28 protein-coding genes and 1 tRNA gene are annotated in these 23,739 nt (G+C 62.2%); 16 read left to right on the forward strand and 13 right to left on the reverse strand.

Translation table 11 applies throughout. The annotated features are described in order from the left end of the window. A partial coding sequence (locus QZ964_RS00025) for a DUF4339 domain-containing protein (protein WP_292527748.1) occupies positions 1 to 410 on the reverse strand: 410 nt, incomplete at its 3' end. A 184-nt stretch (positions 411 to 594) separates the two neighbouring features. Here QZ964_RS00025 and QZ964_RS00030 point away from each other — a divergent pair. After that, the gene (locus tag QZ964_RS00030; RefSeq protein ID WP_292527750.1) at positions 595 to 1,218 is read left to right on the forward strand and encodes a hypothetical protein; all 624 of its coding nucleotides are present in this window, start codon (positions 595 to 597) and stop codon (positions 1,216 to 1,218) included. A 73-nt stretch (positions 1,219 to 1,291) separates the two neighbouring features. Here QZ964_RS00030 and QZ964_RS00035 read toward each other — a convergent pair whose 3' ends face one another. Beyond that, entirely contained in the window at positions 1,292 to 1,840 is a 549-nt protein-coding gene (locus QZ964_RS00035) for a recombinase family protein (protein WP_292527751.1), read from the reverse strand. 119 nt (positions 1,841 to 1,959) lie between these two features. Further along, positions 1,960 to 2,907, reverse strand: a complete 948-nt coding sequence (locus QZ964_RS21445) for an SIR2 family protein (protein ID WP_367119168.1) — start codon at positions 2,905 to 2,907, stop codon at positions 1,960 to 1,962. A gap of 317 nt (positions 2,908 to 3,224) precedes the next feature. Here QZ964_RS21445 and QZ964_RS00040 point away from each other — a divergent pair, with 317 nt between their 5' ends. The 6 genes from QZ964_RS00040 (at position 3,225) to QZ964_RS00065 (ending at position 7,397) form a co-directional block, all read left to right on the forward strand. After that, complete coding sequence (locus tag QZ964_RS00040) at positions 3,225 to 3,620, forward strand: hypothetical protein (RefSeq protein WP_292527753.1); 396 nt, start codon at positions 3,225 to 3,227, stop codon at positions 3,618 to 3,620. 822 nt (positions 3,621 to 4,442) lie between these two features. Further along, positions 4,443 to 4,670, forward strand: coding sequence for a hypothetical protein (locus tag QZ964_RS00045; RefSeq protein WP_292527754.1), 228 nt, complete (start codon positions 4,443 to 4,445; stop codon positions 4,668 to 4,670). Positions 4,671 to 4,942: 272 nt separating this feature from the next. After that, on the forward strand, positions 4,943 to 5,389 hold the full coding sequence (locus tag QZ964_RS00050) for a gamma-glutamylcyclotransferase family protein (RefSeq protein WP_292527756.1): 447 nt from the start codon (positions 4,943 to 4,945) through the stop codon (positions 5,387 to 5,389). Continuing rightward, positions 5,386 to 6,243 carry a pantoate--beta-alanine ligase gene (gene panC / locus QZ964_RS00055; protein WP_292527757.1) on the forward strand — a complete coding sequence of 286 codons (858 nt, stop codon included), beginning with the start codon at positions 5,386 to 5,388 and terminating at the stop codon, positions 6,241 to 6,243. The genes QZ964_RS00050 and panC overlap by 4 nt, the downstream gene beginning before the upstream one ends. After that, entirely contained in the window at positions 6,240 to 6,539 is a 300-nt protein-coding gene (locus QZ964_RS00060; protein WP_292527759.1) for an acylphosphatase, read from the forward strand. Before panC ends, QZ964_RS00060 begins: the two co-directional genes overlap by 4 nt. 15 nt (positions 6,540 to 6,554) lie before the next feature. Next, complete coding sequence (locus QZ964_RS00065) at positions 6,555 to 7,397, forward strand: shikimate dehydrogenase (RefSeq protein WP_292527761.1); 843 nt, start codon at positions 6,555 to 6,557, stop codon at positions 7,395 to 7,397. A 60-nt stretch (positions 7,398 to 7,457) separates the two neighbouring features. On the opposite strand, the gene QZ964_RS00070 is transcribed toward QZ964_RS00065, so the two are convergent. Both QZ964_RS00070 and QZ964_RS00075 read right to left on the reverse strand, forming a co-directional pair. Beyond that, positions 7,458 to 7,919, reverse strand: a complete 462-nt coding sequence (locus QZ964_RS00070; protein WP_292527762.1) for a phasin family protein — start codon at positions 7,917 to 7,919, stop codon at positions 7,458 to 7,460. A gap of 14 nt (positions 7,920 to 7,933) precedes the next feature. Beyond that, positions 7,934 to 8,290 (reverse strand): phasin, encoded by a 357-nt coding sequence (locus QZ964_RS00075; protein ID WP_292527764.1) that lies wholly within the window; start codon positions 8,288 to 8,290, stop codon positions 7,934 to 7,936. 453 nt (positions 8,291 to 8,743) lie between these two features. Between QZ964_RS00075 and QZ964_RS00080 the strand changes: the two genes are divergently transcribed. The 4 genes from QZ964_RS00080 to QZ964_RS00095 all read left to right on the forward strand — a co-directional run bounded on the left by QZ964_RS00080 (position 8,744) and on the right by QZ964_RS00095 (position 13,961). Continuing rightward, positions 8,744 to 10,876, forward strand: a complete 2,133-nt coding sequence (locus QZ964_RS00080) for a PAS domain-containing sensor histidine kinase (protein ID WP_367119170.1) — start codon at positions 8,744 to 8,746, stop codon at positions 10,874 to 10,876. Positions 10,877 to 11,446: 570 nt separating this feature from the next. Continuing rightward, positions 11,447 to 12,223, forward strand: a complete 777-nt coding sequence (locus QZ964_RS00085; protein ID WP_292527767.1) for a 5-oxoprolinase subunit PxpA — start codon at positions 11,447 to 11,449, stop codon at positions 12,221 to 12,223. 5 nt (positions 12,224 to 12,228) lie between these two features. Beyond that, positions 12,229 to 12,966 carry an allophanate hydrolase subunit 1 gene (locus QZ964_RS00090; protein ID WP_292527769.1) on the forward strand — a complete coding sequence of 246 codons (738 nt, stop codon included), beginning with the start codon at positions 12,229 to 12,231 and terminating at the stop codon, positions 12,964 to 12,966. Continuing rightward, positions 12,963 to 13,961 (forward strand): biotin-dependent carboxyltransferase family protein, encoded by a 999-nt coding sequence (locus tag QZ964_RS00095; protein ID WP_292527771.1) that lies wholly within the window; start codon positions 12,963 to 12,965, stop codon positions 13,959 to 13,961. The genes QZ964_RS00090 and QZ964_RS00095 overlap by 4 nt, the downstream gene beginning before the upstream one ends. Here the strand turns inward: QZ964_RS00095 and QZ964_RS00100 are convergent, their stop codons facing one another. The 4 genes from QZ964_RS00100 to gloB all read right to left on the reverse strand — a co-directional run bounded on the left by QZ964_RS00100 (position 13,962) and on the right by gloB (position 17,023). Next, a complete protein-coding gene (locus tag QZ964_RS00100; protein WP_292527772.1) occupies positions 13,962 to 14,774 on the reverse strand; it encodes a DUF5765 domain-containing protein in 813 nt (270 codons plus the stop codon). 219 nt (positions 14,775 to 14,993) lie between these two features. Continuing rightward, positions 14,994 to 15,518 carry a peptidoglycan-binding protein gene (locus tag QZ964_RS00105; RefSeq protein WP_292527773.1) on the reverse strand — a complete coding sequence of 175 codons (525 nt, stop codon included), beginning with the start codon at positions 15,516 to 15,518 and terminating at the stop codon, positions 14,994 to 14,996. Positions 15,519 to 15,773: 255 nt separating this feature from the next. Continuing rightward, the gene (locus QZ964_RS00110) at positions 15,774 to 16,250 is read right to left on the reverse strand and encodes a cupin domain-containing protein (protein ID WP_292527774.1); all 477 of its coding nucleotides are present in this window, start codon (positions 16,248 to 16,250) and stop codon (positions 15,774 to 15,776) included. Beyond that, positions 16,247 to 17,023 (reverse strand): hydroxyacylglutathione hydrolase, encoded by a 777-nt coding sequence (gloB, locus tag QZ964_RS00115; RefSeq protein ID WP_292527776.1) that lies wholly within the window; start codon positions 17,021 to 17,023, stop codon positions 16,247 to 16,249. The genes QZ964_RS00110 and gloB overlap by 4 nt, the downstream gene beginning before the upstream one ends. 107 nt (positions 17,024 to 17,130) lie before the next feature. Here gloB and QZ964_RS00120 point away from each other — a divergent pair, with 107 nt between their 5' ends. After that, the gene (locus QZ964_RS00120; RefSeq protein ID WP_292527777.1) at positions 17,131 to 17,886 is read left to right on the forward strand and encodes a methyltransferase domain-containing protein; all 756 of its coding nucleotides are present in this window, start codon (positions 17,131 to 17,133) and stop codon (positions 17,884 to 17,886) included. 40 nt (positions 17,887 to 17,926) lie between these two features. Here the strand turns inward: QZ964_RS00120 and QZ964_RS00125 are convergent, their stop codons facing one another. Beyond that, a complete protein-coding gene (locus QZ964_RS00125; RefSeq protein WP_292527778.1) occupies positions 17,927 to 18,610 on the reverse strand; it encodes a phospholipase in 684 nt (227 codons plus the stop codon). Positions 18,611 to 19,178: 568 nt separating this feature from the next. Between QZ964_RS00125 and QZ964_RS00130 the strand changes: the two genes are divergently transcribed. Both QZ964_RS00130 and QZ964_RS00135 read left to right on the forward strand, forming a co-directional pair. Then, complete coding sequence (locus QZ964_RS00130) at positions 19,179 to 19,379, forward strand: DUF2905 domain-containing protein (RefSeq protein WP_292527780.1); 201 nt, start codon at positions 19,179 to 19,181, stop codon at positions 19,377 to 19,379. A gap of 57 nt (positions 19,380 to 19,436) precedes the next feature. Beyond that, positions 19,437 to 20,219, forward strand: coding sequence for a DUF4239 domain-containing protein (locus QZ964_RS00135; protein ID WP_292527782.1), 783 nt, complete (start codon positions 19,437 to 19,439; stop codon positions 20,217 to 20,219). Positions 20,220 to 20,361: 142 nt separating this feature from the next. Here QZ964_RS00135 and QZ964_RS00140 read toward each other — a convergent pair. From QZ964_RS00140 to QZ964_RS00150, 3 genes are all read right to left on the reverse strand, one after another. Further along, positions 20,362 to 20,450, reverse strand: a tRNA-Leu gene (locus tag QZ964_RS00140). A gap of 45 nt (positions 20,451 to 20,495) precedes the next feature. After that, the gene (gpt, locus tag QZ964_RS00145) at positions 20,496 to 21,017 is read right to left on the reverse strand and encodes a xanthine phosphoribosyltransferase (RefSeq protein ID WP_292527783.1); all 522 of its coding nucleotides are present in this window, start codon (positions 21,015 to 21,017) and stop codon (positions 20,496 to 20,498) included. A gap of 24 nt (positions 21,018 to 21,041) precedes the next feature. Continuing rightward, positions 21,042 to 21,803, reverse strand: a complete 762-nt coding sequence (locus QZ964_RS00150; RefSeq protein ID WP_292527785.1) for a molybdopterin-binding protein — start codon at positions 21,801 to 21,803, stop codon at positions 21,042 to 21,044. A gap of 206 nt (positions 21,804 to 22,009) precedes the next feature. Here QZ964_RS00150 and map point away from each other — a divergent pair, with 206 nt between their 5' ends. After that, positions 22,010 to 22,846, forward strand: coding sequence for a type I methionyl aminopeptidase (map, locus tag QZ964_RS00155; protein ID WP_292527787.1), 837 nt, complete (start codon positions 22,010 to 22,012; stop codon positions 22,844 to 22,846). Beyond that, the gene (gene radC, locus QZ964_RS00160; protein ID WP_292527789.1) at positions 22,843 to 23,568 is read left to right on the forward strand and encodes a DNA repair protein RadC; all 726 of its coding nucleotides are present in this window, start codon (positions 22,843 to 22,845) and stop codon (positions 23,566 to 23,568) included. Before map ends, radC begins: the two co-directional genes overlap by 4 nt. The last annotated feature ends 171 nt before the right edge of the window (positions 23,569 to 23,739 follow it).

Below are 23,739 nucleotides of genomic sequence, written 5' to 3' on the forward strand. Positions count from 1 at the left end.
ATCAGGGTTGACAGAAAGCCGAGCAGAACCAAACGCCAATCGCCGCGAAAAAGCAGCCATATGGCAGCAACTACTCCCCCGAACGAATTGAGGAGCATGATAGGCAACGACAAGAAATCAAGAATCACTGTTAGCCAAGCGGAAACGGCGACGGCTCCCGATTTCTCCGACGAATCTTGACGCGAAACGATAGATTCTTGGGAAGTTGCCGATACGCGTGGCGTCGTCACCTTCTCGGGTGGAACGAGATCATGTATCTCTATTGCGCGTAGCCAACCGTCTTGCCCTTCACGCCACACAAAAGTTTTTGTTCCATTTATCTGTAGGTAGGCAAGCAAATCTGCTTCCGAAATCGGCCCAATTGCGTTTCCGGCTTCAGCGTAAAACCATTCATCGGGTTCGTTGTTCAAGCCAACCTCGGAAATTCACCGGATGGATTACATGGGGGCAGGTCTCAAAGGCATTCATAGCTATAACACTAACCTGCGCCCCTTTCTCTCTTGCTGGAGATTGTCTCGCGTATTTCGTTGCGCGGTCACTTTCACACTAACCCACCGAAGCGCATAATCGTTCAGGAAAATCAGCGAAATTCTAATGCAGACTACTACAGAAAATATCTTGGTGGAGATGATTGAAGTACGACGGCGGAGTACATCGTGGCTACGCCGCCCCAAGCCTGCGGGCAATTGGCCCATGTTTGAGCTTTGGAGATCGCCCGAAGCAGCTATCCTTGATACGATTGAAGGCTTCCACTGGATTAGGGATTCCGGGCTCAGCGATAAATCCGCCCTTGAGACTTTGGCAGCCCGTATTGGTGAAAAGCACGGTCGGACGTTGCATGCTGATTTTACAATCAGGCAACTTGTTGTGAACTGGCTTAAGGTGACGCACCCTTTGTATTCTCCTAGTTCGGAGAAGGTCTTGGACCAGCAATTGGAGATAGCCGACAGTTGGGTGTTGAACGAAATTCAGTCGATTAGATCGCAGCCTCCCTATCCTCCTATCGAGTGGCTTGAGGAGCAGATGCTGGATATCGACGAAATCGACGCGGGAAACTCGCGAGATTGGCATCGTCTCAAAATGCGCTTCACCGAGTATGATGAGTTGTGGAAGTTTTGTAGTCCCAGTGAATACTGGGCAGGTCTTGCGGGGCGCGCAGGGATCGCGCTTGTTAGAAATGGCCGCCCCATCGCGCACGTAACAACGGTTATGAACTGATCCATCAGTGTGTTGGCAGCCTTACCAATCGCCTTCCCAGGCTTAGCGAAAGGTGCCGCTGGATCAACGACGCCTAACGGAGCCGGCTAATCGTCGTGTGACTGACCCCAAACGTCCTCGCGATGTCGGTCAGCGCCTCGCCAGCGTCCCGCCTCGCTAGCGCCTCACGCCGCTGATCCGCGTTCAGCGCAGGCGGCCGGCCCATATGCACGCCTCTGGCCTTCGCACGTTCGCGCCCTTCGCCGGTGCGAGCCCGGATCAATTCCCGTTCGAATTCCGCGAGCCCGCCAAGAACCGTCAGCATCAAGCGGCCATGCGGTGTTGTGGTATCCGCCCAGGTATCGGCCAGCGATCGAAACCCAGCCCCGGCCTTGGCGACAGCATCAAGCGTATTGAGCAGGTCGCGGGTTGACCGGGCCAGCCGATCTAGCCGAGTCACCAGCAGAATGTCCGCCGGACCCAGCGCGGCCAGTGCCCGTGCCAACGCCTTCCGCCCATTGGTGCTCGCACCCGAGACCTTCTCTGCGAAAACCTTTGTGGCCCCGGCCTCCCTCAGCGCAGCCTCTTGGGCGGCGAGGGTTTGCCCGTCAGTGCTGACGCGGGCGTAGCCATAGACTGTCATCGATCCCCCTTCGGGCGCAGTCCAGTTTCGTGCATGACTTTCGCACAACGTAACCCGTTGATTGGCCGGGGTCAACGCATTTGTGCGAAACTCATAACTTTCACACAGGTCTGCGCTCATTAAATTAGTATTTTCGGCAATTCAGTGAGCGCGTCTGGTAAGCCGCGATACCATTCGACTATCGCGTTTGGTAGCAGGGCGCGAACTCGATCAGCAACGGCCGGGTCCGGGTTTAGGACGTGTACGCGCACGCCACGAGTTGCGCTCGAACGAAATAGCTCACTGACGGCCAAGTCGTAGGGAGGGAAGCTGTATCCAACGATAATCCAATTGTCAGAATTTGTGAGCGTGGATGCGGCACAATCCCAGACCGGCTGAAATATCTTTGGTACACTTTTTTCTGTGATTGGCGCTATGATAGCAGCGTCACCTCGAATCGCTGGCCGACAGTCATGGTAGCGAATGATCCGATCGCCCTTGATTGACCACGAAACTGAACCATGAAGCTTTAGAAGAGGGATACGGCCTTCAACTCTGATCCTCTGGATGTGAGCATAAGAAGGATATCCGCCTCCCTCAAGCTGCTCGGGTCCGCAGCCATAGTGAAATCCAGGCCTCGGCACCCGGGGTCTCGGTTTGTGACGAAGTCCTCGCTCGATGAGGACGTCATAGTTGGTCGTGATAACAGAGACGTCCTCAGTACAACTAAAAATAGTCGTCCAGAATTGCTCATGAGCAGTAACCCCACTAGTGCGGTTTATGTTGTGTCGAGTAATCTTGGGACTCATGCCTACGAGCTCGACACGCCCCATCCTAAGAGCAATAACCAAGGCAACGTACCACGTGGCGTCGTGCCATTGCTGTCCGCCATTCGATTCCAACACGGATAAGTATTGTTCTGGCGTTTGTCCTGTCAGGGCATGCCATTTATTCCAGCCCTGTAGAACGCGTTCGATGAGTCGTTGACGAGAGATAACATCGACATTTGGCTGTCGATCAAACAGCTGTGACGCGAGCGGAACGCCTCCCAGAACTGAGAACCCTGCCCCCAGAAATATAGAAATCATTCTTCCTCATTTGCGATGGGGCCGACAGGATTCCAGGCGACGTGATGCTTCTACTCGATCAATTGGCAAGATCAATGATCTGATTGGAAGGTTTTCGGCGAGGGCTTCGGCCGTCACCTTGCGCATGAAGACATGGCCGCCATTTCGGCACAGGACAGCGCGAGTTGTGTCGGACGCAAGAGCCCGGGGGCGTGGGGGCGGCCCAAAAATTCGCTCGCCGGTGCTGCTATGCCCCCTCTCAAAACGAAATATGAAATTTTCGAAATTGTCTTGCTTAGAAACCGCGGTGTAGAATTTATGCAATTGGGGAGTGGCATATGAAAATAATTACATTCGCCGTGTTGATGATGGGGTGCGTTTTCTTATCAAGCTGCAGCGTTTACATGGCGGCGAAACAACCGGACGCGAAGAACATCGAGCTTTTCAGAGTTGGCACGCCACGGGGAATGTTGTTGGCCGAATTCGGCTTACCAACGGTCGCAGAGACGCGCGACGGTCACAAATATGAAATCTACAAATTCGTAAACGGATACAGCGCCGGCGCAAAGGCGGGTCGTGCGGTTTTTCATGGGGCTGCCGACGTGGTGACGCTGGGTTTGTGGGAAGTGGTTGGCACGCCTACCGAGGGTGTGTTTTCCGGCGACGAAATGGCTTACCGGGTTCGCTATGATAAGAACGACATCATAGACGAAGTTGCCGTGTTGAAGCAGTAGTGGTCAGGGGCGGCGGCAGGCTGCCCCTAGCCAAAAATTTGCTCGCGAGCTGTCGCTATGCCCCTCAGAAACCGAAATGAGAAATTTCCAGAATTTGCTGGACCTTCGCGTGTGAACGGCCCCCTAGAACCACCACGGCTCGCAGCCCGCAGTCGGGCTTCGCTCTTCCCAGAAATTCCGAGTTGCTTTTTCAGAACCTAGAGCAGCTTGATATTATATGGACTATAGATGTAAGAAATATCCTTTATCAGCCATTCGAGCAGCCTTTTCATGTCGAGTGATCGAGACGAAGAATTGAGGTCAACGCCGTTGCATAAGGCGGACCCAACCACGTGGCCGAAGGGCGTTCGGCAGATCGCTATTGGCGAAATGGATTTGCTCGGCGTTGATCGCAATGGAGTCCTGTATTGGGATGGGCACCCGGTCGTTGTGCGCAAGGGCGTGACCCTGAGTTTCTGGCAGGGGTTGGCAACATTGCTCATTGTGATTTTCACAGCGATCGGAGGCATCGGCGCAGCAACGCAAGGTTGGGTGGCCGCCCACCAGTGGAGCTGTCAGATCAAGTGGACGAGTTGGAAATGCCCGCTGCCACCGCCTCCGCCGCCAGCACCGCCAATTCAAACCCCTCTATTTCTACAACGGGGCGAACTGAACTGACGCAGTCGTTTGTCCCTCACAAGGTTCTCTTACCAGCATTCGTTCGGTCTGCCCGTGACCGCGCCACACGCGTTTGACCTGAGGCGAGCTTGAAGTTGGCTAAGCGCATCACAACCTTCGGCGGAGCAGCCTTGCAAAGGCAAAGCCGAGAAAGACACGGAAGTCATGCCGCTGATGGTTACAGAAACGCACCCAACGGAACATTCATCTACGCGAGAGCGCGCTTATGGCTTTGAGATAAAAAAGCGTGGCAGCGGCTCTTTGGCGAGTGAGTGGCCCACGATTTTGGAACTTGTTTACGCCACGGAGGCCGAAGCCCAAAAAGCCGAGCAAGCCATAAGGGCCGCAGTTGAAAGTGCTGTGCATGCGGAAGGTAGCTTTTCGGGCGTATGAGTCGCAGCGATTGAACGTTTGCATCGAGGCGAATTGGGCGGCTTTGGTCTCCAAATGGTCACCAACTCGCCGGGACGAACCCCGAATGCCGAATCCCCGCCAACACGGCAATCACTTATTATCCCAGCATTTCACTACGTCGCGGGACAATTTAAAACCAGCGCACACCGCGCTTCGCATATTTCAAGACCGGTGCCTTAAACCACTCGGCCACCCTTCCGCAGCGGACGTGATATAGCACGCGTGGTCTTCTTCGCGACCGGGATTTGCGCGTGCCGCTTTATTTCGCCTATGGCTCCAACATGGACGCCGCCGCCATGACGGCGCGCTGTCCGCGGTCGCGGCTCATCGGCCGGGGGCGGCTCGCGGGCTTTCGGACGATCCTCATGGCTTCGGGCTTTGTCAGCGTCGCGCAAGACCGCCGGATGAGCGTCCATGGCGTGTTGTGGGATGTCGCAGTCGGCGACGTCGCCGCGCTCGATCGCTACGAAGACGTCGCCCGCGGTCTTTACGCCAAGATACACCTTCCGATTTTGCGCGAGCCTGTCGGCTCGGTCCGGGCGCTGACCTATGTCGGCGCGCGCCCGGATCTCGGCGCGGCGTCGCCGGGCTATTTCGAGGAAGTCGTCGCCGCGGCGCGCGCGCAAGCGCTGCCCGTCGCTTATATCGACTATCTCTCAGGTCTCGCCTCCATTCGCCAATCAGGGCGCATCCGATGAATGCGCAGGTTCCCGTCGTCGGCGCGATCGAGGAGCTTCGCCGCTACGTCGGCGCGCGCCGCGCCGCCGGCGAGCGCGTCGGACTGGTGCCGACGATGGGCGCGCTCCACGCCGGCCATGTGTCGCTTGTCGAAGCGGCGCGTCGCGCCGCCGACCGGGTCGTCGTGACGATCTTCGTCAATCCGGCGCAGTTCGGCCCGAATGAAGATTTCGCGCGCTATCCGCGCACGCTTGCCGCCGATATCGAGAAGCTTTCCAGCGGCGCCGCCGATCTCGTTTTCGCGCCGCCGGTCGAAGAAATCTACCCGCCGGGCTTTTCGACGAAAGTCGTAATGGAAGGGCCTGCCTGCGCCGACCTCGAAGACCGGTTTCGGCCGACGCATTTTTCCGGCGTGGCGACGGTGGTGACGAAACTGCTCAACCAGGCGCAGGCCGATGTCGCGGTCTTCGGCGAAAAGGATTATCAGCAGCTCCTGGTGATCAAGCGCCTCGCGCGCGATCTCGACATCGCGACCAAAATTCTCGGCGCGCCGACACTGCGCGAGGCCGACGGTCTCGCCATGTCTTCGCGCAACATTTATCTCTCGCCCGAGGAGCGCGAGCGCGCAAGGGAACTCCATGGCGCGCTGACAGACGTGGCGCGCCGCATCCGCGACGGCGACGACATTGACGCCGCAACTCGCGCCGCGCGCGCCAGGCTTGCCGACGCCGGTTTCGACGTCGACTATCTCGAAGCGCGCGGCGCCGAGACGCTGGCGCCCGTCTCGTCTCTCAACGAGGGGCCAATTCGTCTGCTCGCGGCGGCGAAGCTCGGCGCGACGCGGCTCATCGACAATATCGCGGTTCAATCATGAGCGATCTCGAGATTATCCGTCTCATCATCGAAGGCCGCGTTCAGGGCGTCGGCTATCGCGCCTTTCTCGTCCGCGAGGCGCTGGCGCTCGAACTCTCGGGCTGTGCGCGCAATCGGCGCGACGGCGCCGTCGAGGCGGTCGCCGCCGGCCCGCGTCCGGCGCTCGACGCGCTTATTCACGCGGCGCGGCGGGGTCCAAGGCTCGCGCGGGTCGACGGACTGCGCGAAGAGCAGGCAGACGAAGCCGCGCTCGTCGAGTTCTGCGGCGCCGGATTCTCCGTCGCGCCCGACGCCTGATCCGGAGACGATGACGTGTCGAACAGCCCTCGCTTTGTTCTCGCCGGAGTCATGGGTTGGCCGATCGCCCATTCGCGCTCGCCGAAAATCCATAATTACTGGTTTGCGCAGTATGGGATCGAGGGCTGCTATGCGCCGTTGCCGGTCGAGCCGGGCCGGCTCGAAGCGGCGCTGCGCGCCATGCCCGCGCTCGGTTTCGCCGGCTGCAATCTCACCATTCCGCACAAGGAGACAGCGATCCGGTTTCTCGATCGCGTGGACGACTCAGCGGCGCGAATCGGCGCCGTCAATTGCGTCGTCGTCGAAAAGAACGGCGAACTGACTGGCCGCAACTACGACGGCTATGGCTTCGTCGCCTCACTACGCGAGGCTGCGCCGAGCTGGCGCGCCGAGAGCACGCCTTGCGTCGTCATCGGTGCCGGCGGCGGCGCGCGCGCGATCGTCGACGGGCTGCTCGAAGCCGGCGCGAGAGAGATTCGTCTCTTCAACCGCACTGTGGCGCGGGCCGAAAGTCTCGCCGCGGATTTCGGGCCGCGCGTGTCGGCTTTGGCCTGGGTAGAACGCGAAGCCGGGCTCGCCGGAGCGGGACTCGTCGTCAACGCGACGAGTCAGGGAATGATCGGGCAACCGCCGCTCGATCTTTCGCTCGCCGAACTGCCGATATCGGCGCTCGTCGCCGATATCGTCTACGCGCCGCTGGAAACGCCTTTATTGGCGGCCGCGCGCGCTCATGGCGCAACGCCGGTCGACGGACTTGGCATGCTGTTGCATCAGGCGCGCCCGGCGTTCCGCGACTGGACCGGGGTGATGCCGGAAGCAACGCCGGCGCTGCGCGCGAAAATTGTCGCGACGCTGTAACGGAAAAGGAGCGTCGCAGTTCTCACCGCGACGCTGTTGATCGCGCGACCCGAGTGACGCTTACGCCGCGCGCGGGCCATATAGCGGCGCGATGGAGAGGCCGAACAGTCGTTGCGCGATGGTGAGCAATTCGTTCGAATGACGCAGCAGCGTATCGAACTGCTCGGTCACGAAACGCGACTGAAGATTCGTCACCTCGTCGATCGATTTGGCGTTGGCGAGTCGCTCAGCGAATTCGAGGACCGCAGTGGCGTTTTCGGCCCAAAGGTCGAAGGACTTCTGCGACCAGAGCGCTGGGTCAAACGCCTCGGGTCCCGCCGACTTTATCTCTACGGCGATCGCAATGGCCGTCGACGGAATCTTCTCGACCGTCGGCGTCTGGGCTTCAATGACGACCGGCGCTGGTTCCGCGCTGACAGATTCGCTGACGGTCGGAGCAGCGTCGGTTTCCGTCGCGCTCGAAGCCACACGTTTGGCGTCAGCATTTTTGGGTTTGGGGAAACTGTTCTGCGGATTGGCCATTCAACTTCTCCCCATTAGGATTTCGTGGTCGGACGCTGAAAGGTCGCGCCAAGCTCCTTGGTCTGCTCCTGGATCGCCTTGAGCTGGGCCTGCACGAATTCGGACTGAAGCTTAAAAACTTCCTGCGGGTCCCTGGCGTGCACGAGCTTCTGGGCAAGATCGAAGGCGGCGTTGACGTTTGCTTCGGCGAAAGACAGAGCCTTCACGCTCACGTCCTTGGCGTTCGGGAGCCCGAACGGAACTTCGCCCGAAGTGTCGAGCGCCTTCTGAGCGGCTCCGGCGAAACCCTCAAAAGCCTTGCGCGCCTGCTCGACGCTTTTCTCCGCGAAATCGCGGACCTCGGTGGGAATTTGATAGATCGATTCGACCATAGCGCACCTCCGTGCAGTGAAAATGGAGCAATCGCCACGCTAAACTAACTTATCACCGGCATCGTGGCCGGCCCCCCACGGCGAGCGGGCGAGTTCGATCATCCTGCCCGATTTTATGCTGCAATGCAACATTTTGTGCGACGCAGCAGCAAAGCGCCGGAATTTCCGATTTATAGAAATATATGGAAGACTGATTGCGATCATGGACCTAGCATTCGACCGCCATTAACGTGACTGCATTTCGTTAGCGTCGAGCCGGGAGACGGCAGGCAGGCGCGCGGCGAGCGAGACCGTCGGTCGCCGGCGGTAAGGCAAATGGGTGGTTCGCAAGAGGAGCTCGAACACAGCGCGCGGGCAGCCGCTCGCGTTGCCGCCGATGCTGTTTTTTCGGCTCTGGACGCCTGCGGCGCGCCGATCGTGGTCGCCAGCGGCGACCCTCTACGAGTTGATTTTTTGAACGATTCGGCCCGCGTCATGTTTGGCGAAGACGCAACGGCGCTTGGCCAGCGCCTGTTTCACGACGACGAGCCGGGCGCGCGCCGACTGGCCAAGCTCGTCGGCGAACTCTCTGGCGACCGCGGCCTGCGCCTTGAGCGATTGCGCTTTCGCTTCCCCCGCGCGGCGCAAACAATCACCTTTCTTTGCCGGAGCTTCGAGGCGGATGGCGGCGTCTCTTTCGTCGTCGCGGCGCTTGACCTTCGCGCTGATTCGCCTGCGGAAGACCTACGCCGCGTCCACGCCGCGTCCGGAGCGGAGGTAATCGACGAGGCGGCGACTCTTCGTCGCAGCCTCGCAGCGCGACACGGCGCTCATTCGCCGCGCTTTCTGTGGAAAACCGACGCGCAGGGCCGCTTCATCGACGTGACCCACGCGCTGGCCGACGTCGTCGGCGACGCCGCCGCCGACATCCTCGGCCGCTCGGTGCAGGAGACGTCGCGGGCCCTCGGGCTCGACCCGGCGTTTGCGCGCGCCGTCGCCTCGCGCCGCGCTTGGAGCGGCGTCGAGGTCGAGTGGCCGCTGGAAGGCGAAAGCGGACGTGTGCCGACGACCCTCGGCGGCCTGCAACTGACAGATACGGCGCGGCGGTTTCTCGGCTACCAGGGCTATGGCGTCCTGCATATCGACCGCGCGCGCGCCGCCGAGCCGCCAGCCGAGACTGCATCTGGTTCGCGTTCCGAAGGGCGCTTCCTTAATCCGTCAGCCGACAATGTCGTGACGCTGCGCGCCCCCTCCGCGGCGCGCGCCGCTTCCGATTCGCTGGAAACGCTCAGCTCGAGCGAGCGTCTGGCGTTCGATGAAATCGCGCGGACGCTTAGGCAAAGCAGCGTCGTTGCGCCCGACGCGGCCGCCGCGGAATCGACGCCGGAAGCGCCAGAGGCGCAGCCGCTGGCCACGTCACAGCGCAATCGCGAACTTCTCATGCCGGGCCGTGAGCAAAGCGCGTTGGCGCTCGCCCGGACGCTCGAAGAGAAGCTCGCACGGGCGAAATCCGAAAACGCGCTGCTTGGCGCGGCCTTCGATTCGTCGCACACGCCGCTTGCGATCGTAACCGCCGACGGGATGATCGTGAGGGCCAATGCGCGGTTCGCGGCCTGCCTCGGGGTCGGTGCGCGCGACAGCCGGAACCGCAGTCTGGCCTCCTTGCTCAGCCCCGCCGACGCCCGAATTCTGGCTCAGCGCCTGTCGCTCGTCCAATCTGACGAAAGCGCGCGACTGTCATTGTCACGGCCCCCGCCGGGCGGCGGCGCTCCGGTTGACCTCGCCCTGCGCCTCCTTCCGGTCGAAGGAAAGCCGACCATCGTCGTTTCTGTCGAGGCGCGCGAGGACGCCGCTTCAAACGACCGCGCGGTCGAAGCGGCGCGGATCGCCGCCGAAAGCGCCAATGCGGCGAAATCCGATTTTCTCACCCGCGTGTCGCATGAGATTCGCACGCCGCTCAACGCCATCATCGGCTTCGCCGAAGTGATGATGGAGGAGCGTCTCGGACCGCTCGGCTCTCCGCGTTACAAGGAATATTTGAAGGACATCCACGGCTCCGGCGCGCATGTCCTTTCGCTCGTCAACGATCTGCTGGATCTTTCCAAGATCGAAGCGGGCAAGATGGAGCTTTCTTTCGGACGCGTGGACGCCAATGCGATCATCGCGGAATGCGCGTCGATCATGCAGGCGCAGGCCAATCAGGCGCGCGTCGTCCTGCGGCTCGCGCTCGCGCCGAGCCTGCCGGCGCTACGCGCCGATCCGCGTTCCTTGAAGCAGATCCTTCTCAATCTGCTGTCGAACGCGGTGAAGTTCAACGAGCCCGGCGGGCAGGTCATCGTATCGAGCGCGCTGAATGACGCCGGCTGTGTCGTCATTCGCGTCAAGGACACCGGGATTGGCATGTCGGAGGAAGATGTCGCCACCGCCCTCGAACCGTTTCGGCAGGTGGACACGTCCCGCAAGTCGAGTGGAACGGGGCTTGGACTGCCGCTGACCAAGGCTCTGATCGAGGCCAATCACGCCTCTCTCACCGTGAAGAGCAGTCGTAACGAAGGCACGCTAATCGAAATCGCCTTCGCGCCGCCGCAAGTGGTCGCGGCGGAATAGGCTGGCTGCGCTGAGAAGGCTGAAGAGAGGTCGCCGCCGGGTCATTACGCGGCATTTTTGGGCGGGCTGGCCCATGCCGATCACTTGAACGATCTCAAAAGTGGAGCGCGCTCGATGCAAAATACTGGATTTTTACGATCTCGCAGCGCGCTCAAGAGCGACAAGAGCTGGAGCTTAACAGCTCAGTCCGCTGGCGCAAAAGCGCCCGCGCTTACGCGGGGCCGCTGCCCGCCAACGGACCGTATCCGACGTGAAACGTCGTGATTTCCTAAACTTACTTCATCCGCATGGCGACAAGAGCGCCGCCGACGACGATTGCGATCATGAGTCCCGGGATCAGATACTGCATATTTTCCTCCCACATTGCGCCAGCCAGTGGCTTTTTTTCCGGCTTCGCCGCGATACAGCTTCACCAAAGGGGACAGTCTTTGTCAAGCGCCGCCATGCCCTATTTGTGCGCGGGTTTACGGCGCTCGTGCGCTGCGCCGGCTCCGTCGAGCGCGCCACATTGCCGGCCTGACGCAGTTGCGCCAATCTTGCGGTCGGCATCGGTAGGCGACACTTATCCTCATGACCTCTACGCCCAGCAGCATCGATCTTAACGCCGACCTTGGGGAGGGTTTCGGCCACTGGCGCATGGGCGACGACGACGCCATGCTTGACATTGTCACGAGCGCCAATGTGGCCTGCGGCTTCCACGCCGGCGACCCCGACATCATGTCGAAGACATTTACGCGCGCCAAGGAAAAGGGCGTGGCTGTCGGCGCTCACGTCGCCTTTCCGGATCTTGCAGGGTTTGGCCGGCGCGCCCTGCCGATGAACGCGCGCGAGATCGAATGCGCCGTCGGCTATCAGCTCGGCGCTGCCCAGGCCCTCGCCAGTCTGAGCGGACATCGAGTGACTCATGTGAAGGCCCATGGCGCGCTCGCCAATATCGCCGAGCGTGACGCCGACGTGGCGAACGCGATCGCTCGCGCGGTTCGCGGCGTCGACCCGTCGCTCGCGCTGCTGGCGATCGCTTTGTCGGAGCAGACCTGCGCCGGCGCCCGCGCGGGCTTGCGCGTCGTCCATGAAATATTCGCCGACCGCGCCTATATGGACGACGGGCGCCTTCTGCCGCGATCGCAGCAAGGCGCGGTCATCGAGGATATTGAACGCGCCTGCGCCCGAACGCGCGACATGCTCGCGAACGGCGGTTTGAGGACCGTCAGCGGCAAGCTGTTGCCAACGCCGATCGATTCGATCTGCGTTCATGGCGACGCGCCGCTTGCCGTTGAAATGGCGCGGCGTTTGCGCGGATCGCTCGAACGCGACGGCTGGGCGTTGCGCGCCTTCGCAGGAACCTGACCGCAATGGATAAGACGGCGCCGCGCTTTCTCGATTGCGGCGAGGCGGCGCTGTCAGTCGAGTTCGGCGACAGCGTCGATCCCGCGATCAATGCGCGCGTGCTGACGCTTGACGCGCGTCTGCGCGCCGCGCCGCCGCAAGGCTTGCGCGAGACGACGCCGACCTATCGCGCGCTGCTGCTGCGCTATGAGCCGCTCGAAATTTCCCGAGACGCGCTGGTTGCGGCGATCGAAGGCCTGCTCGCGCCTGTCGACATCGAGGCGAAACTGTCGCAGCCCGCCGCGCGCTGGACGATTCCCTGCTGCTACGACCCTGCGTTCGCAGAGGATATCGACGAGGCGGCGGCGCTGCTCGGGCGCGCCGCGCCGTCGCTGGCGCAGCTGCACGCCGGCGCCGATTATCGCGCCTATATGTATGGTTTCGCGCCGGGCTGGTGCTATCTCGGCGGATTGCCGCAGGCCCTCGCAATCCCGAGGCGCGCCAGCCCGCGCGGCCCGACGCCGCAGGGCGCCGTTCTCATCGGCGGCGCGCTCGCCCTCATCGCGGCCAATCCCATGCCGACCGGCTGGTATGTGATCGGGCGAACGCCAGAGCGCATGTTCGCGCTGCGGCGCGATCCGCCTTTTCTCGTCGCGCCCGGCGACGCGGTGCGTTTCGAGCCGATCGACGCCGGGACTTTTCTGACGCTGGACGCGCGGGCATGCGCCGGCGAGACGGTGGCGCGCAAGGAAGCGCTGCAATGAGCGCACGGCTCATCGTCGACGCCGCCGGACCCGGCGTCACCGTTCAGGACGAGGGCCGCTTCGGGCTGTCGCGTTACGGCGTGACGCCGGCCGGGCCGATGGATCTGGGCGCCTATTTTGCCGCGACGCGCGCCGCCGGCGCCGACAACGCGATCGAAGTGTCGCTTGGCGGCGCGGCGTTTCGGGCGGAAGGCGCGACGCTCTGCGTCGCGGTCGCCGGGGGCGCATTCGACGTCCGTCTCGATGGCCGACCGCTGCCGTCGGCCTGTCTGCTTCTCCTCGCCCCAGAGTCGCGGCTCGTCCTGCGCGCCGGCGCCTGGGGGGCCTGGTGCTATGTCGCCGTCGGCGGGACGCTCGACCTCGCGCCCATCCTCGGCGCGCGCGCGACGCACGCCCGCTCGGGGCTGGGGCCAAAGCCGCTGGCCGCCGGCGACGCGCTGCCGTTCGCCGACGCCGCCCCGGCGCCTCTCGAGCCGCTGGCCTTGACGGCGCCTTGGCTCGCGTCGAGCGGCGCGTCGGTCCGCGTCCTTCTCGGGCCCCAGGCGGATTATTTCGCGCCTGAGGAGATCGAGCGTTTTCTGAATGCGCGGTGGCGCATCGGCGCGCGCAGCGATCGCATGGCCTACCGGTTAGAGGGGCCGGCGATCCGCCACCGGCGTGGGCATGACATCGTCTCCGATGGCGTCGCCATGGGCGCGATCCAGATTCCGGGCGACGGCGCCCCGCTGGCGCTCCTGGCCGACCGCCAGCCGACCGGCGGCTATCCGAAAATCGCAACGGTCATCGGCGCCGACCTCGGCCGGCTGGCGCAATTGCGGCCGGGCGAAGATTTATCGTTTCGCGCCGTGGATTGGGACGAGGCGGTCGCCGCCCGCCGCGACTATTTCGCGGCGATCGAAGCCGGCGCCGAACGCGCGCCGCTATGCGCCGAAATGACCGCCGAGTCGCTGCTCGCTGAAAATCTCGTCGGCGGCGTCGTCGACGCGAGAGACTGACTACTCCGCGGGCTCCTTGACCTCAGTAAGTAGAGCCACGGGCTCCGCCGGCATCGCCGAAGCGGCGACGGCCGCCTTTGCGGCCGCTTTCCGCTGCTTCCACCACTTGTAGAGCATCATCCACCAGGGGTCGCCGACATGCAGGTGATAACGCAGCGGCGTCTTGATGATGGCGAGCACCAAGCCGATCGAGAACAGGCACCAGACCGCCGGCCATTCGTTGATGTTGCCGGTCGTCAGGCTCGCCAGGAACGGCCCGGCGAGCCATGAGAACAGGATGAACCGCCAGCTGCCGTAGAGCGACGGAATATAAAAGGCCATCAGCGGATATTCGATGTAGCCGCGTCCGAGATAGGCGTTGTCCGCCATGGAATTGCCCATGCCGTTGGTCGGCAGCAACCAGGCGATGTGCCATTCGCCGCGCACCGTGCAGAGCACGTCGCCGCATAGCGGCCGTCCGGCTGCGCAATGACCCGCCCAGGCGAAGGGATAGAGTTGCAGCAGCATGGCGATGGCCGCGACGAAGCAACCGAAATAGGCCCAGGGCGCGATGATCCGGGCGCTGTCCTTGGGCATGAAATACAGCGCGACGGCGTTAATAAAGAACGGCTGGAAGGTTATGTGCAGATAACCAAACATGGTCATCAATTGATTTAGTGGCGAGTCGCATTGGTTTAAGACCGAATAGGCGACCGCCTGAAGCGATTCCATGCTGGCGAAATAGAGAAGGCAGACCCAGAGGGCGAGCGGTTCGGGGTTCTTCTTGAGCGCCGAATAAGCAGCGCCGGCGATCCCCGCCGCCGCCAACACCATTGACGCCTCTCCACTCCAACACATCTTCGCCGTTTCCCTGTCGTTGCGCCCCGCCCGGATACACCATTCAGGGGATATCACAAGCCCCGGGACGCGACAGGATTTTCCACAAAGGGTGGGCCAGAGAAGAACCGCGGCAGAGGCTAAGTCAAAACATCAAAGGCCCCCGAAAGGGCCTTTGAATTTTGAGTTCGCTCGACTTTGCGATCTAACTGAATCTCAGCTCCACAGGGCTTCCCAGGTCTTCATCCCAACGACGCCGTCGACGGCCAGCGGGTTTCCCTGCCAATCGGTGAAGTCCGTCTGGAACGCCCTGACGGCGACGTCCGTCAGCGGGCCGAAATCGCCGTCGATCGGGCCGGGATCGTATTTGGGATCAGCAAAGCCCTTCAGGATTTCCTGCAGCAATCGGACCGCGGAGCCTTTCGATCCCTTTTTAACGGTCGGCGGCGTCAGCCGGCTCCAAGTGGCGGGCCCGACGATGCCATCAATTTTCAGCGGAAAGGAAAAGGCGTTGAACATGCCCGCGGATCGATCGTGCTGGTAGCTGCGGACGGCGAAGTCGGTGACCGGACCGAATTTTCCGTCGTCATCGCCCGCGTTGAGATAATAGCGATGAATGAGCGCGGTCTGCGCCTTCGCCACTGCGGGACCTTGGGAACCCAGCTTGATGATGGGGTTGGCGGCGGCGCCCATCGCGAGGTCCGCCTGCGTATCACGTAATTTAACAGCAGCATCAGCCATCTTATTCATCCCTTAAATTGTTGAGCTTCCAAAGAAAACCGAAGTTCAAATCTCGCCGATCAAAACCTCGGCTCATAACTAACAGCATATATCTGCATAGGCGTCCTCATGCAGATAAAGCAGAAGCGTAGACTGGGAAGGAATATTCTCAAGCTTCACCTCAAGCGCTTATCTTCTAACCTTCTGAATCTTATCCATGTAGTTGGCATCCTTCAGCTAAGCGCCATTTCTGCTTTGCACGTCCGGCAGCGAAGATTATGTCTTTCGCGCCGGCGTTGTGCTTGGCGCGGGCCAATCGGGCGTCCCAAACATGCGCCGCGCAAGTTCGAATTTCGCGAATTCGAAGGCCGGCGCCACGGTGCAGCCGACCAGCGTCCAGGCGCCCAGGCTTTTCGCCGATTGCCATACACCCGCCGGGACGATGCACTGCGGACGCTCTCCCGCTGCGATGGCGGGTCCAAGTCGTTGAGGCGCGAGCGTAACGCCATCCTCGGAAAGCACGAGTTCAAGCGCCGCGCCGGCGTAATAGTGCCAAACCTCCGCGGCGTCGACGACGCGGTGCCAGGCGGACACTTCGCCCTCTGGGAGCAGGTAATAGATCGCGGTCGAGGCGCCTCGCGTTCCGTCGATTGTGCGGGGATCGCGAAAAGTCTGGCGATAGAAGCCGCCCTCGGGATGGGGCGCGAGATCGAGAAGCCGCACGATCTCGTCAGTTGTAAGCGCCTCCGTCATGCGGCGAAATTGTTCTTGCGCGCGCGCATCGCCGCGAAAACGGCGGAAGCGTCAGCGCCCTGCATGCCCATCGCTGCCGTTACGCCCGGATCTTCGGCTCGCAGAAACGGATTCGTGGCGTTCTCGAGCGCGATCGTCGTTGGCAGGGTGTATTTTCCTTGCTTGCGCAGATCGGCGACGGTTTGCGCCCGGGCGCGCAGCGCCGAATTGTCTGGATCGACGGTGAGCGCGAATTTTGCGTTGGCCTGGGTATATTCATGACCGCAATAGACCAGCGTTTCGCCCGGCAGACCGGCGAGCGTTTCGAGCGTGAGATGCATCATGTCCATGGTGCCTTCAAAAACCCGCCCGCAGCCGAGCGCGAACAAGGTGTCACCGACAAACAGGATTTCATCGTCGGCGAAATAATAGGCGATGTGTCCGAGCGTATGGCCGGGCGTTTCGAGGACGCGCGCGCGCGCCTGGCCGACGTCGACCACGTCGCCTTCGCTCACCGCGCGATCAAGCGGCGGCAGGCGATACGCGTCGTTAACGGCGCCGATGACCTTCATATGCGGAAAGCGCGCCTTCAGCGTCTGCGTTCCCTGCACGTGATCGGCGTGATGATGGGTGAGCAGCAAATGCGTCAGCGGCCAGCCGCGCCGCTCGGCCTCATTGGCGATCGCTTCGCCGTCGGGCGCGTCGACGCTGGCGGTCGCGCCGAACGCCGGCTCATGGACGAGCAGGCCGAAATTGTCGTTAAGGCAGATGAACTGCGCGACTTCCAATGCCATGGCGCGGCGTCTCCTTGCGCGTCTGTCTATCATAGCGCTTCGTCTAAAGAACGCGACAGCCGAAGGCGAGCGTCCGGCGCGCCTTGCGCCTCCGATCGATTGCGCCGATGATCCGGGGCATGCTCGACGTCGTCGATTTGCGCGCCTTTTACGACACGGCGCTGGGAGAAGTGGCGCGCCGCCTGGTGTCGCGGATCGTGCGCGCGCGCTGGCAGGACCATGCGGGGTTGCGCGTGCTCGGCCTTGGCTACGCCACGCCCTATCTCGACAGTTTTCGTGAAAAGGCGCAGCGCGTGCTCGCCTTCATGCCGGCCACGCAGGGCGTGGTTCACTGGCCGCTCGACGGGCGTTCCGCGTCGGCTCTGGTGGAGCCCTCGATGACGCCGCTTCCCGACGCCAGCATCGATCGCATTCTTATCGTGCATGCGCTCGAAACCGACGAGCACCCGCATGACCTGCTCGAAGAAGTCTGGCGCATCCTGGCGGCTGGCGGACGCGTGCTGATCGTCGCGCCAAGCCGAACCGGGCTATGGGCGCGCGTCGACACCACGCCCTTCGGACAAGGCCATCCCTATTCGCGCGGCCAGCTGCAGCAACTGCTGCAGGAAGCGCAGTTCCTGCCGCTCTATTGGGATGAGGCGCTTTATGTGCCGCCGTTCCAGCGCGCGTCGCTGCTGCGCTCGGCGCCGGCCTTTGAGCGCATCGCCGGCCGCTTCTCGCTGCCGGGCGGCGGCGTGCATATTGTCGAGGCGACGAAGCAGCTCTACCGCCCGATTACGCGCCGCGCGGTGCGCCGACTGCCGATCGAACTTGAGCCGGCGATGGAGCCCGCCGGCGCAGAAGCCGGGCTTGAGGGCATCTGAAACGCCGAAGCAACTGTCGATTCGACGCGAACGGCTCAGGTCAGCGCCGACGGAATTCGACCGCGACGCCGAACGACTGCGCCAGGAACAGTGCGCCATGGATCAGCCCGGTTTCGTCAATGCCATGGCCGAGCCGCGCCGAGAGATGCCATTGCGTCGGCACGCCAGAGTCCGCCAGAGCATTGGCGGACATGAGCAGCGCCTCCACGGGGATCATTTCGTCTTCTTCGCCGTGAGCCAAAAGGACGGCCGGCGGTTTCTCGTAGGCCAGCGGCGCTTCGTCCGCCTGCGCCGGCCCGAGCACATAGACGCCCGAATAGCCGAGAATCGCGCGCGGCGCGCGCTTGCGGCGCAGCCCCGTGTGCAGCGCCATCATCGTGCCCTGGCTGAATCCAACTAGCGCCAGCGCTTTGTCATCGAATCCGCGCCGGTCGAGTTCCGCGTCAAGAAACGCGTCGAGCATCGGACGCGCGGCGACGCAACCGCGCCAACGCTCTTCGGGATCGCGCATCGTGAGCGGAAACCATTGTCGTCCGGTCGGGGATGCGGCGCAGCGGTCGGGCGCATGCGGCGCGACGAAGTCGGCATCGGGAAGGAAGGCGCGCCATTGGCGGCCGATCTCGATGAGATCGGCGCCGTCGGCGCCGTAGCCGTGAAGAAAAACGACAAGTTGCTTTGGCTTGCCGGAACGCGCCTGCACCCTGGGACCATCAATCGCCGCCATGAACCTGCGCCCTTCCGTCGCACCTATGCGTCGGAAGGTTTATGCGTGAAGGGCGGCGCCGGCGCAACGGCGCCCTTGACTAGAGCGTTTTGACGAAGAACGAGACAATCTTGAAAGCGTAAATGCAAGCGGCGGCGAGCGTGCTGTGCTTGACCATGGTCATGGCGAGATAAATGTGATCAGGCCTCATAAAATCCTCATAGTCGCACGCAACCGCTGCGCGCCGGCGATCGCATCAGGAGCGACATTCAAACGAGACGGTTGGTTGCGAAGCGTCGCGCGCCTGCGTCTCCGACAGGCTCCCGCAAGAGGCGCGCCATGCGCGCTCGGTTCGAATGCGTCGGTTCGCCGCAGGCAAAACCGAAGGTATGTGGTCGAACCCTTCCCCGGCAGCTAGCGTTCGATAGGGAGGCCGGTCAAGCAGATCGCGCTGAAAATTACGGCTTCGCGACAATATGTCACCAGAAGCTGCAATACCCGCGAGCCGTCGGCGCAGGCGGCGAATTTACGAAAACGCATGAGCTGCAATGCTTAATGCGCCGTCGCCGAAGGCGACAAGAGGCACGCTATGGCCAAGTTTCTCATCTTCGCGGGAATCGTTCTGATCGGCCTCGGCATTTTGTGGATGGTCGGCGAGCGATTTGGCCTTGGACGTTTGCCGGGCGACATCGTTATCGAGCGCGGCAATTTTCGTTTCTATTTTCCGCTCGCGACGTCAATCATATTGAGCGTAATCATCAGCCTGCTGTTGTGGCTTTTCAACCGATAAGGCCTTTGACAATTTGACGCGGCCGTCTCCTAATGCCGCCGCGAAAGGAGGCCGCTGGTGCCCGAATTGTTCAAGCATCTGTCCGTCACGCAAATGGCCGCACTGTTTTGCCTGAGCGCTCTCGCTCTAACCTGGTCGGGCGTTTTTCTTTTCCAGCGGCTCATGCACTCGTGGATACATGGGCGTCGCAACGCCAATGAAATGATCGGACTGACGTTGGCGGCGTTTGCCGCGCTATACGGCATTCTGCTCGGATTGCTGGCGGTCGAGGCCTTTCAGCATTTCTCCGCCGTCAAGGATATCGTTTCCAAAGAGGCGGCGACGCTCGCGGCCCTAAATAGGGATTTTGGCGGCCTTCCGCAGCCGATCCGGGACGAGCTGCAGGACAAGCTGCGCGCCTATGCGCATGAGGCGATCGACGCCGTCCACCCGTCGCCCGACATTGCGCAGAATCCACATTCGCCGTCGCCGGGATTGGACGCGCTGTTCGCGCTTTTGATGAATTTTCAGCCCACGCTCAAGAGCGAGGAGATGATTCAGACGGAAACGTTCACGCGATTGAACATGCTCGTCGAGCATCGTCGCTATCTCATCTCCGCGGGCGAGGACGGCATTCCGAGCGCACTGTGGTGGGTGGTTTGTCTCGGCGGGGTTATATTGATTGGCCTGATGTGGCTCTTCGACATGGAGCTCCATGTCCATCTGATCCTCAGCAGCGCGATGGGGCTGTTTCTCGGCTCGGTGGTGTTTCTCATCGCAGCGCTCGACAATCCCTTCAACGGGGGGCTGACGGTCAGTTCGGGGCCGATCGAATCGGTGCTGAAAGTCATGGAGCGCTGATCGAACGCGCGTTTTGGCGCGCGCGGCGAAAGCGCGAAGCCGACTGCGCGGAAACCCGGCGCTTTGTCACTGTCGAAGCGGACGATCAGCTTGGAACTGCGGCGGCGAGCGCTTGTCTCTCGGCCAAGTCGCAACAGAGGTCTGGTGCGGGCGGCCGGAATCGAACCGGCACAGGCCTTGCGGCCCTACGGATTTTAAGTCCGTTGCGTCTACCAGTTTCGCCACGCCCGCAAACCGTTCGTATATAGGCGGCGCCGCGATCGGACGCCAAGCGGTTTATATGCGGCGCCTCGGCTTGCCGTCTGGCTTGGCGTCGGGCTTGCCGATCGGCGCCTGAAACGACAGTCCCGTGTCCCAGGGAAAGAAAATCCAAGTGTCCTGCGAGACTTCGGTGACGAAAGTGTCGACCATCGGCAGGCCCTGCGGCTTGGCGTAGACGGTGGCGAAATGCGCCTTGGGCAGCATGTCGCGCACCGTCTTCGCCGTCGCGCCGGTGTCGACGAGATCGTCGATGATAAGCACTTCGGCGCTGGGCCGCGCGAGAATCGTGTCGGTCAGCGGCTTGAGCACCTGCACCTCGCCGCGCTCCATCTCATCATGATAACTCGCGACACAGACCGTTTCGACGACCGTTATGCCAAGTTCGCGCGCCACGATCGCGGCGGGCACCAGACCGCCGCGCGTCACCGCCACGATCGCCGAAAATCCGCCGATGGCGGCGAGACGCCAGGCAAGCGCACGCGCGTCGCGATGAAATATGTCCCAGGAAACCGGAAAGACCTTCTCCGAACCATACATCTGCTTCGAGCCTCCGCCGTCTTGTCAGCGCGCAAGTTCTTTCGACAGCGATTCGATCATCGCCCGCGCAGCCTCTGTCGCGCACGACAGAAGCGCCGCGTCGCGGCTGCGCAGCACGATTTGATTTCTGATGCCGGCGCTGGTGAAGGCGGGATAGGAGCCGACGCTCACGCCTTCATGATGGCGCGCGATCGCCGCCAACCCCTCGGCGTAGGCCCCTTCGGGAACGCCATCAGCCTCGACCGTCTCGACAAGCACCGGCGGCCCCGCCGCGAGCAGCGGCCCGATCACGTCCATCATATTCTGCATGATCATCGGCACGCCGGCCATGACGATGACGTTGCCGATCCAGAATCCCGGCGCCTTGGAGATGGCGTTGAAAATCAGCTCCGCGCCTTTTGGAATCCGCGCCATCCGCCGGCGCGCAGCGTTGAGCTCGCCTTCCGAAAAGCGCTCCCTGAGCAGCGCAATGGCGCGCGGATCCTCGCCGATCTCCACGCCAAAGGCGTGGGCGACCGCGTCGGCGGTGATGTCGTCGTGGGTCGGCCCGATGCCGCCGGTTGTGAAGACATAGGTGTAGCGGGCGCGCAACGCATTCAGCGCCTCTGCGATCGCATCCATATCGTCGGGCACGATTCGCGCCTCCAGCAGATCGACGCCGATCTGCGCGAGATAATTGGCGATATAGCTTGTGTTCACGTCCTGCGTGCGGCCGGACAATATTTCATCGCCGATCACGAGAATCGCCGCGCTCGCCGGCCTGTCTCCCGCCGTTTCTTGCGCCATTACGGCCTCCCTGTCGCCGATTATGACCATGGCGAGGGGGAACGCTAGTCCTGCGCCGCTTGGCTATCGGCAAGGCCTCCGCCACCAGAACTGAAAAGGCCATAACCCCGCAACTGCAGCTCGCCCTGCGAGTCTTGCTTTGCGGCCTCAAACCATTACCTTGTCGAGCAAACCCTTCGCCTAGAAAAGCCGAGCCGCCACGTTACATGACCTTTATCGAATCCCATCTCGCGCCCGCCGCGCGCAAAAGCGGACAGATCAAGCTGCACAGGCCTGAGGATTTCGAGGGCATGCGCGCCGCGGGCAAGCTGACGGCGCAGGCTTTGGACATGCTGGTCGAGCACGTCAAGCCGGGCGTGACGACGCAGGCGCTCGACGATCTCGTATTCGACTTCGCCATGTCGCATGGCGCCTATCCGGCGCCGCTGGATTACCGCGGCTACCGAAAATCCATCTGCACCTCGATCAATCATGTCGTCTGCCACGGCGTGCCGGACGGCAAGCCGCTGCGCGAAGGCGACATCGTCAATATCGACGTGACCTTCATCCTCGATGGCTGGCATGGCGACGCCAGCCGCATGTTCGCCGTCGGCGAAATTCCGCGGCGGGCGCAGCGGCTGATCGACGTGACTTATGAGGCGCTGCAGCGCGGCGTTACGGCCGTGAAACCTGGCGCGACGACCGGCGACATTGGCGCCGCGATTCAGCAATATGCGGAAAGCGAGCGCTGTTCGGTCGTGCGCGATTTCTGCGGCCACGGATTGGGGCGCGTCTTCCACGACGAGCCGAATATTCTGCATTATGGCGCGAAGAGCGAAGGCGTCGAGTTGCGCCCGGGCATGTTCTTCACCATTGAGCCGATGATCAATCTCGGCCGTTCGCAGGTGAAAATATTGTCGGACGGCTGGACGGCCGTCACCCGCGACCGCTCGCTTTCCGCGCAGTTCGAACATTCGGTCGCCGTCACGGAAACGGGCGTCGAAGTTTTCACCAAATCGCCGGCGGGGCTCGACAATCCCTCAGCCGCGCACGCCGACGCATGAAGAAGGCGGCTGACGCCGCGTCAAGCGAAGGCTCGGGCCTACGCAATTCTGCGCCGCATTATCACGGTCACCGGCAGCGTCTGCGCGATCGTTTCATGGACGCGGGCGAAGCGGCGCTCGCCGATTACGAGATGCTGGAGCTGCTGTTGTTTCGCGCCATTGCCCGGCGCGACGTGAAGCCGCTCGCCAAGGCCTTGATCGCCCGCTTCGGCTCCTATGCCGAGACCGTTGCGGCGCGCCCGGAGCGGCTGCGCGAAGTCGAAGGGCTCAACGAAGCGGCGATCGTCGAAATCAAACTTGTCGAGGCTGCGGCGAAACGCCTGGCGCGCGGCGCCTTGCACAAGCGTCCCGTTCTTTCTTCCTTCATGGAGGTGCTCGACTATTGTCGAACGGCGATGGCGTTCGCCGAGCGGGAGGAGTTCCGCATCCTGTTCCTCGACAAGCGCAACGCGCTGATCGCCGACGAGGTCCAGGGCGTGGGCACCATCGACCATACGCCGGTCTATCCGCGCGAAATCGTCAGACGCGCGCTGGAGCTCGGTTCGAGCGCGCTGATCTTGGCGCATAATCATCCCTCCGGCGATCCGACGCCGTCAGCCGCGGACATACGCATGACCAAGGACATCGCCGCGATCGCGCAGCCCTTCGGCATTACCGTCCACGATCATCTCATCGTCGGCCGTCACGGCCATTCCAGCTTCAGAGGGCTGAAGCTCCTTTGACGCAAAGCGACGCCACGCTCATCAAGGTTGACGCCATGCGTTCGGGAACGGGCTGAGCGGTTGTCCTATTTCGTCACGCCGCTCATCATCGCCACCGCGCTGTTCATGGAGCAGCTCGACGGCACGGTGCTGGCGACGGCGCTGCCGGCGATGGCGGCCGATCTTCACGAA

The sequence above is a fragment of the Methylocystis sp. genome (genome assembly GCF_021731785.1).
In the GTDB taxonomy this organism is placed as follows: Bacteria; Pseudomonadota; Alphaproteobacteria; order Rhizobiales; family Beijerinckiaceae; genus Methylocystis.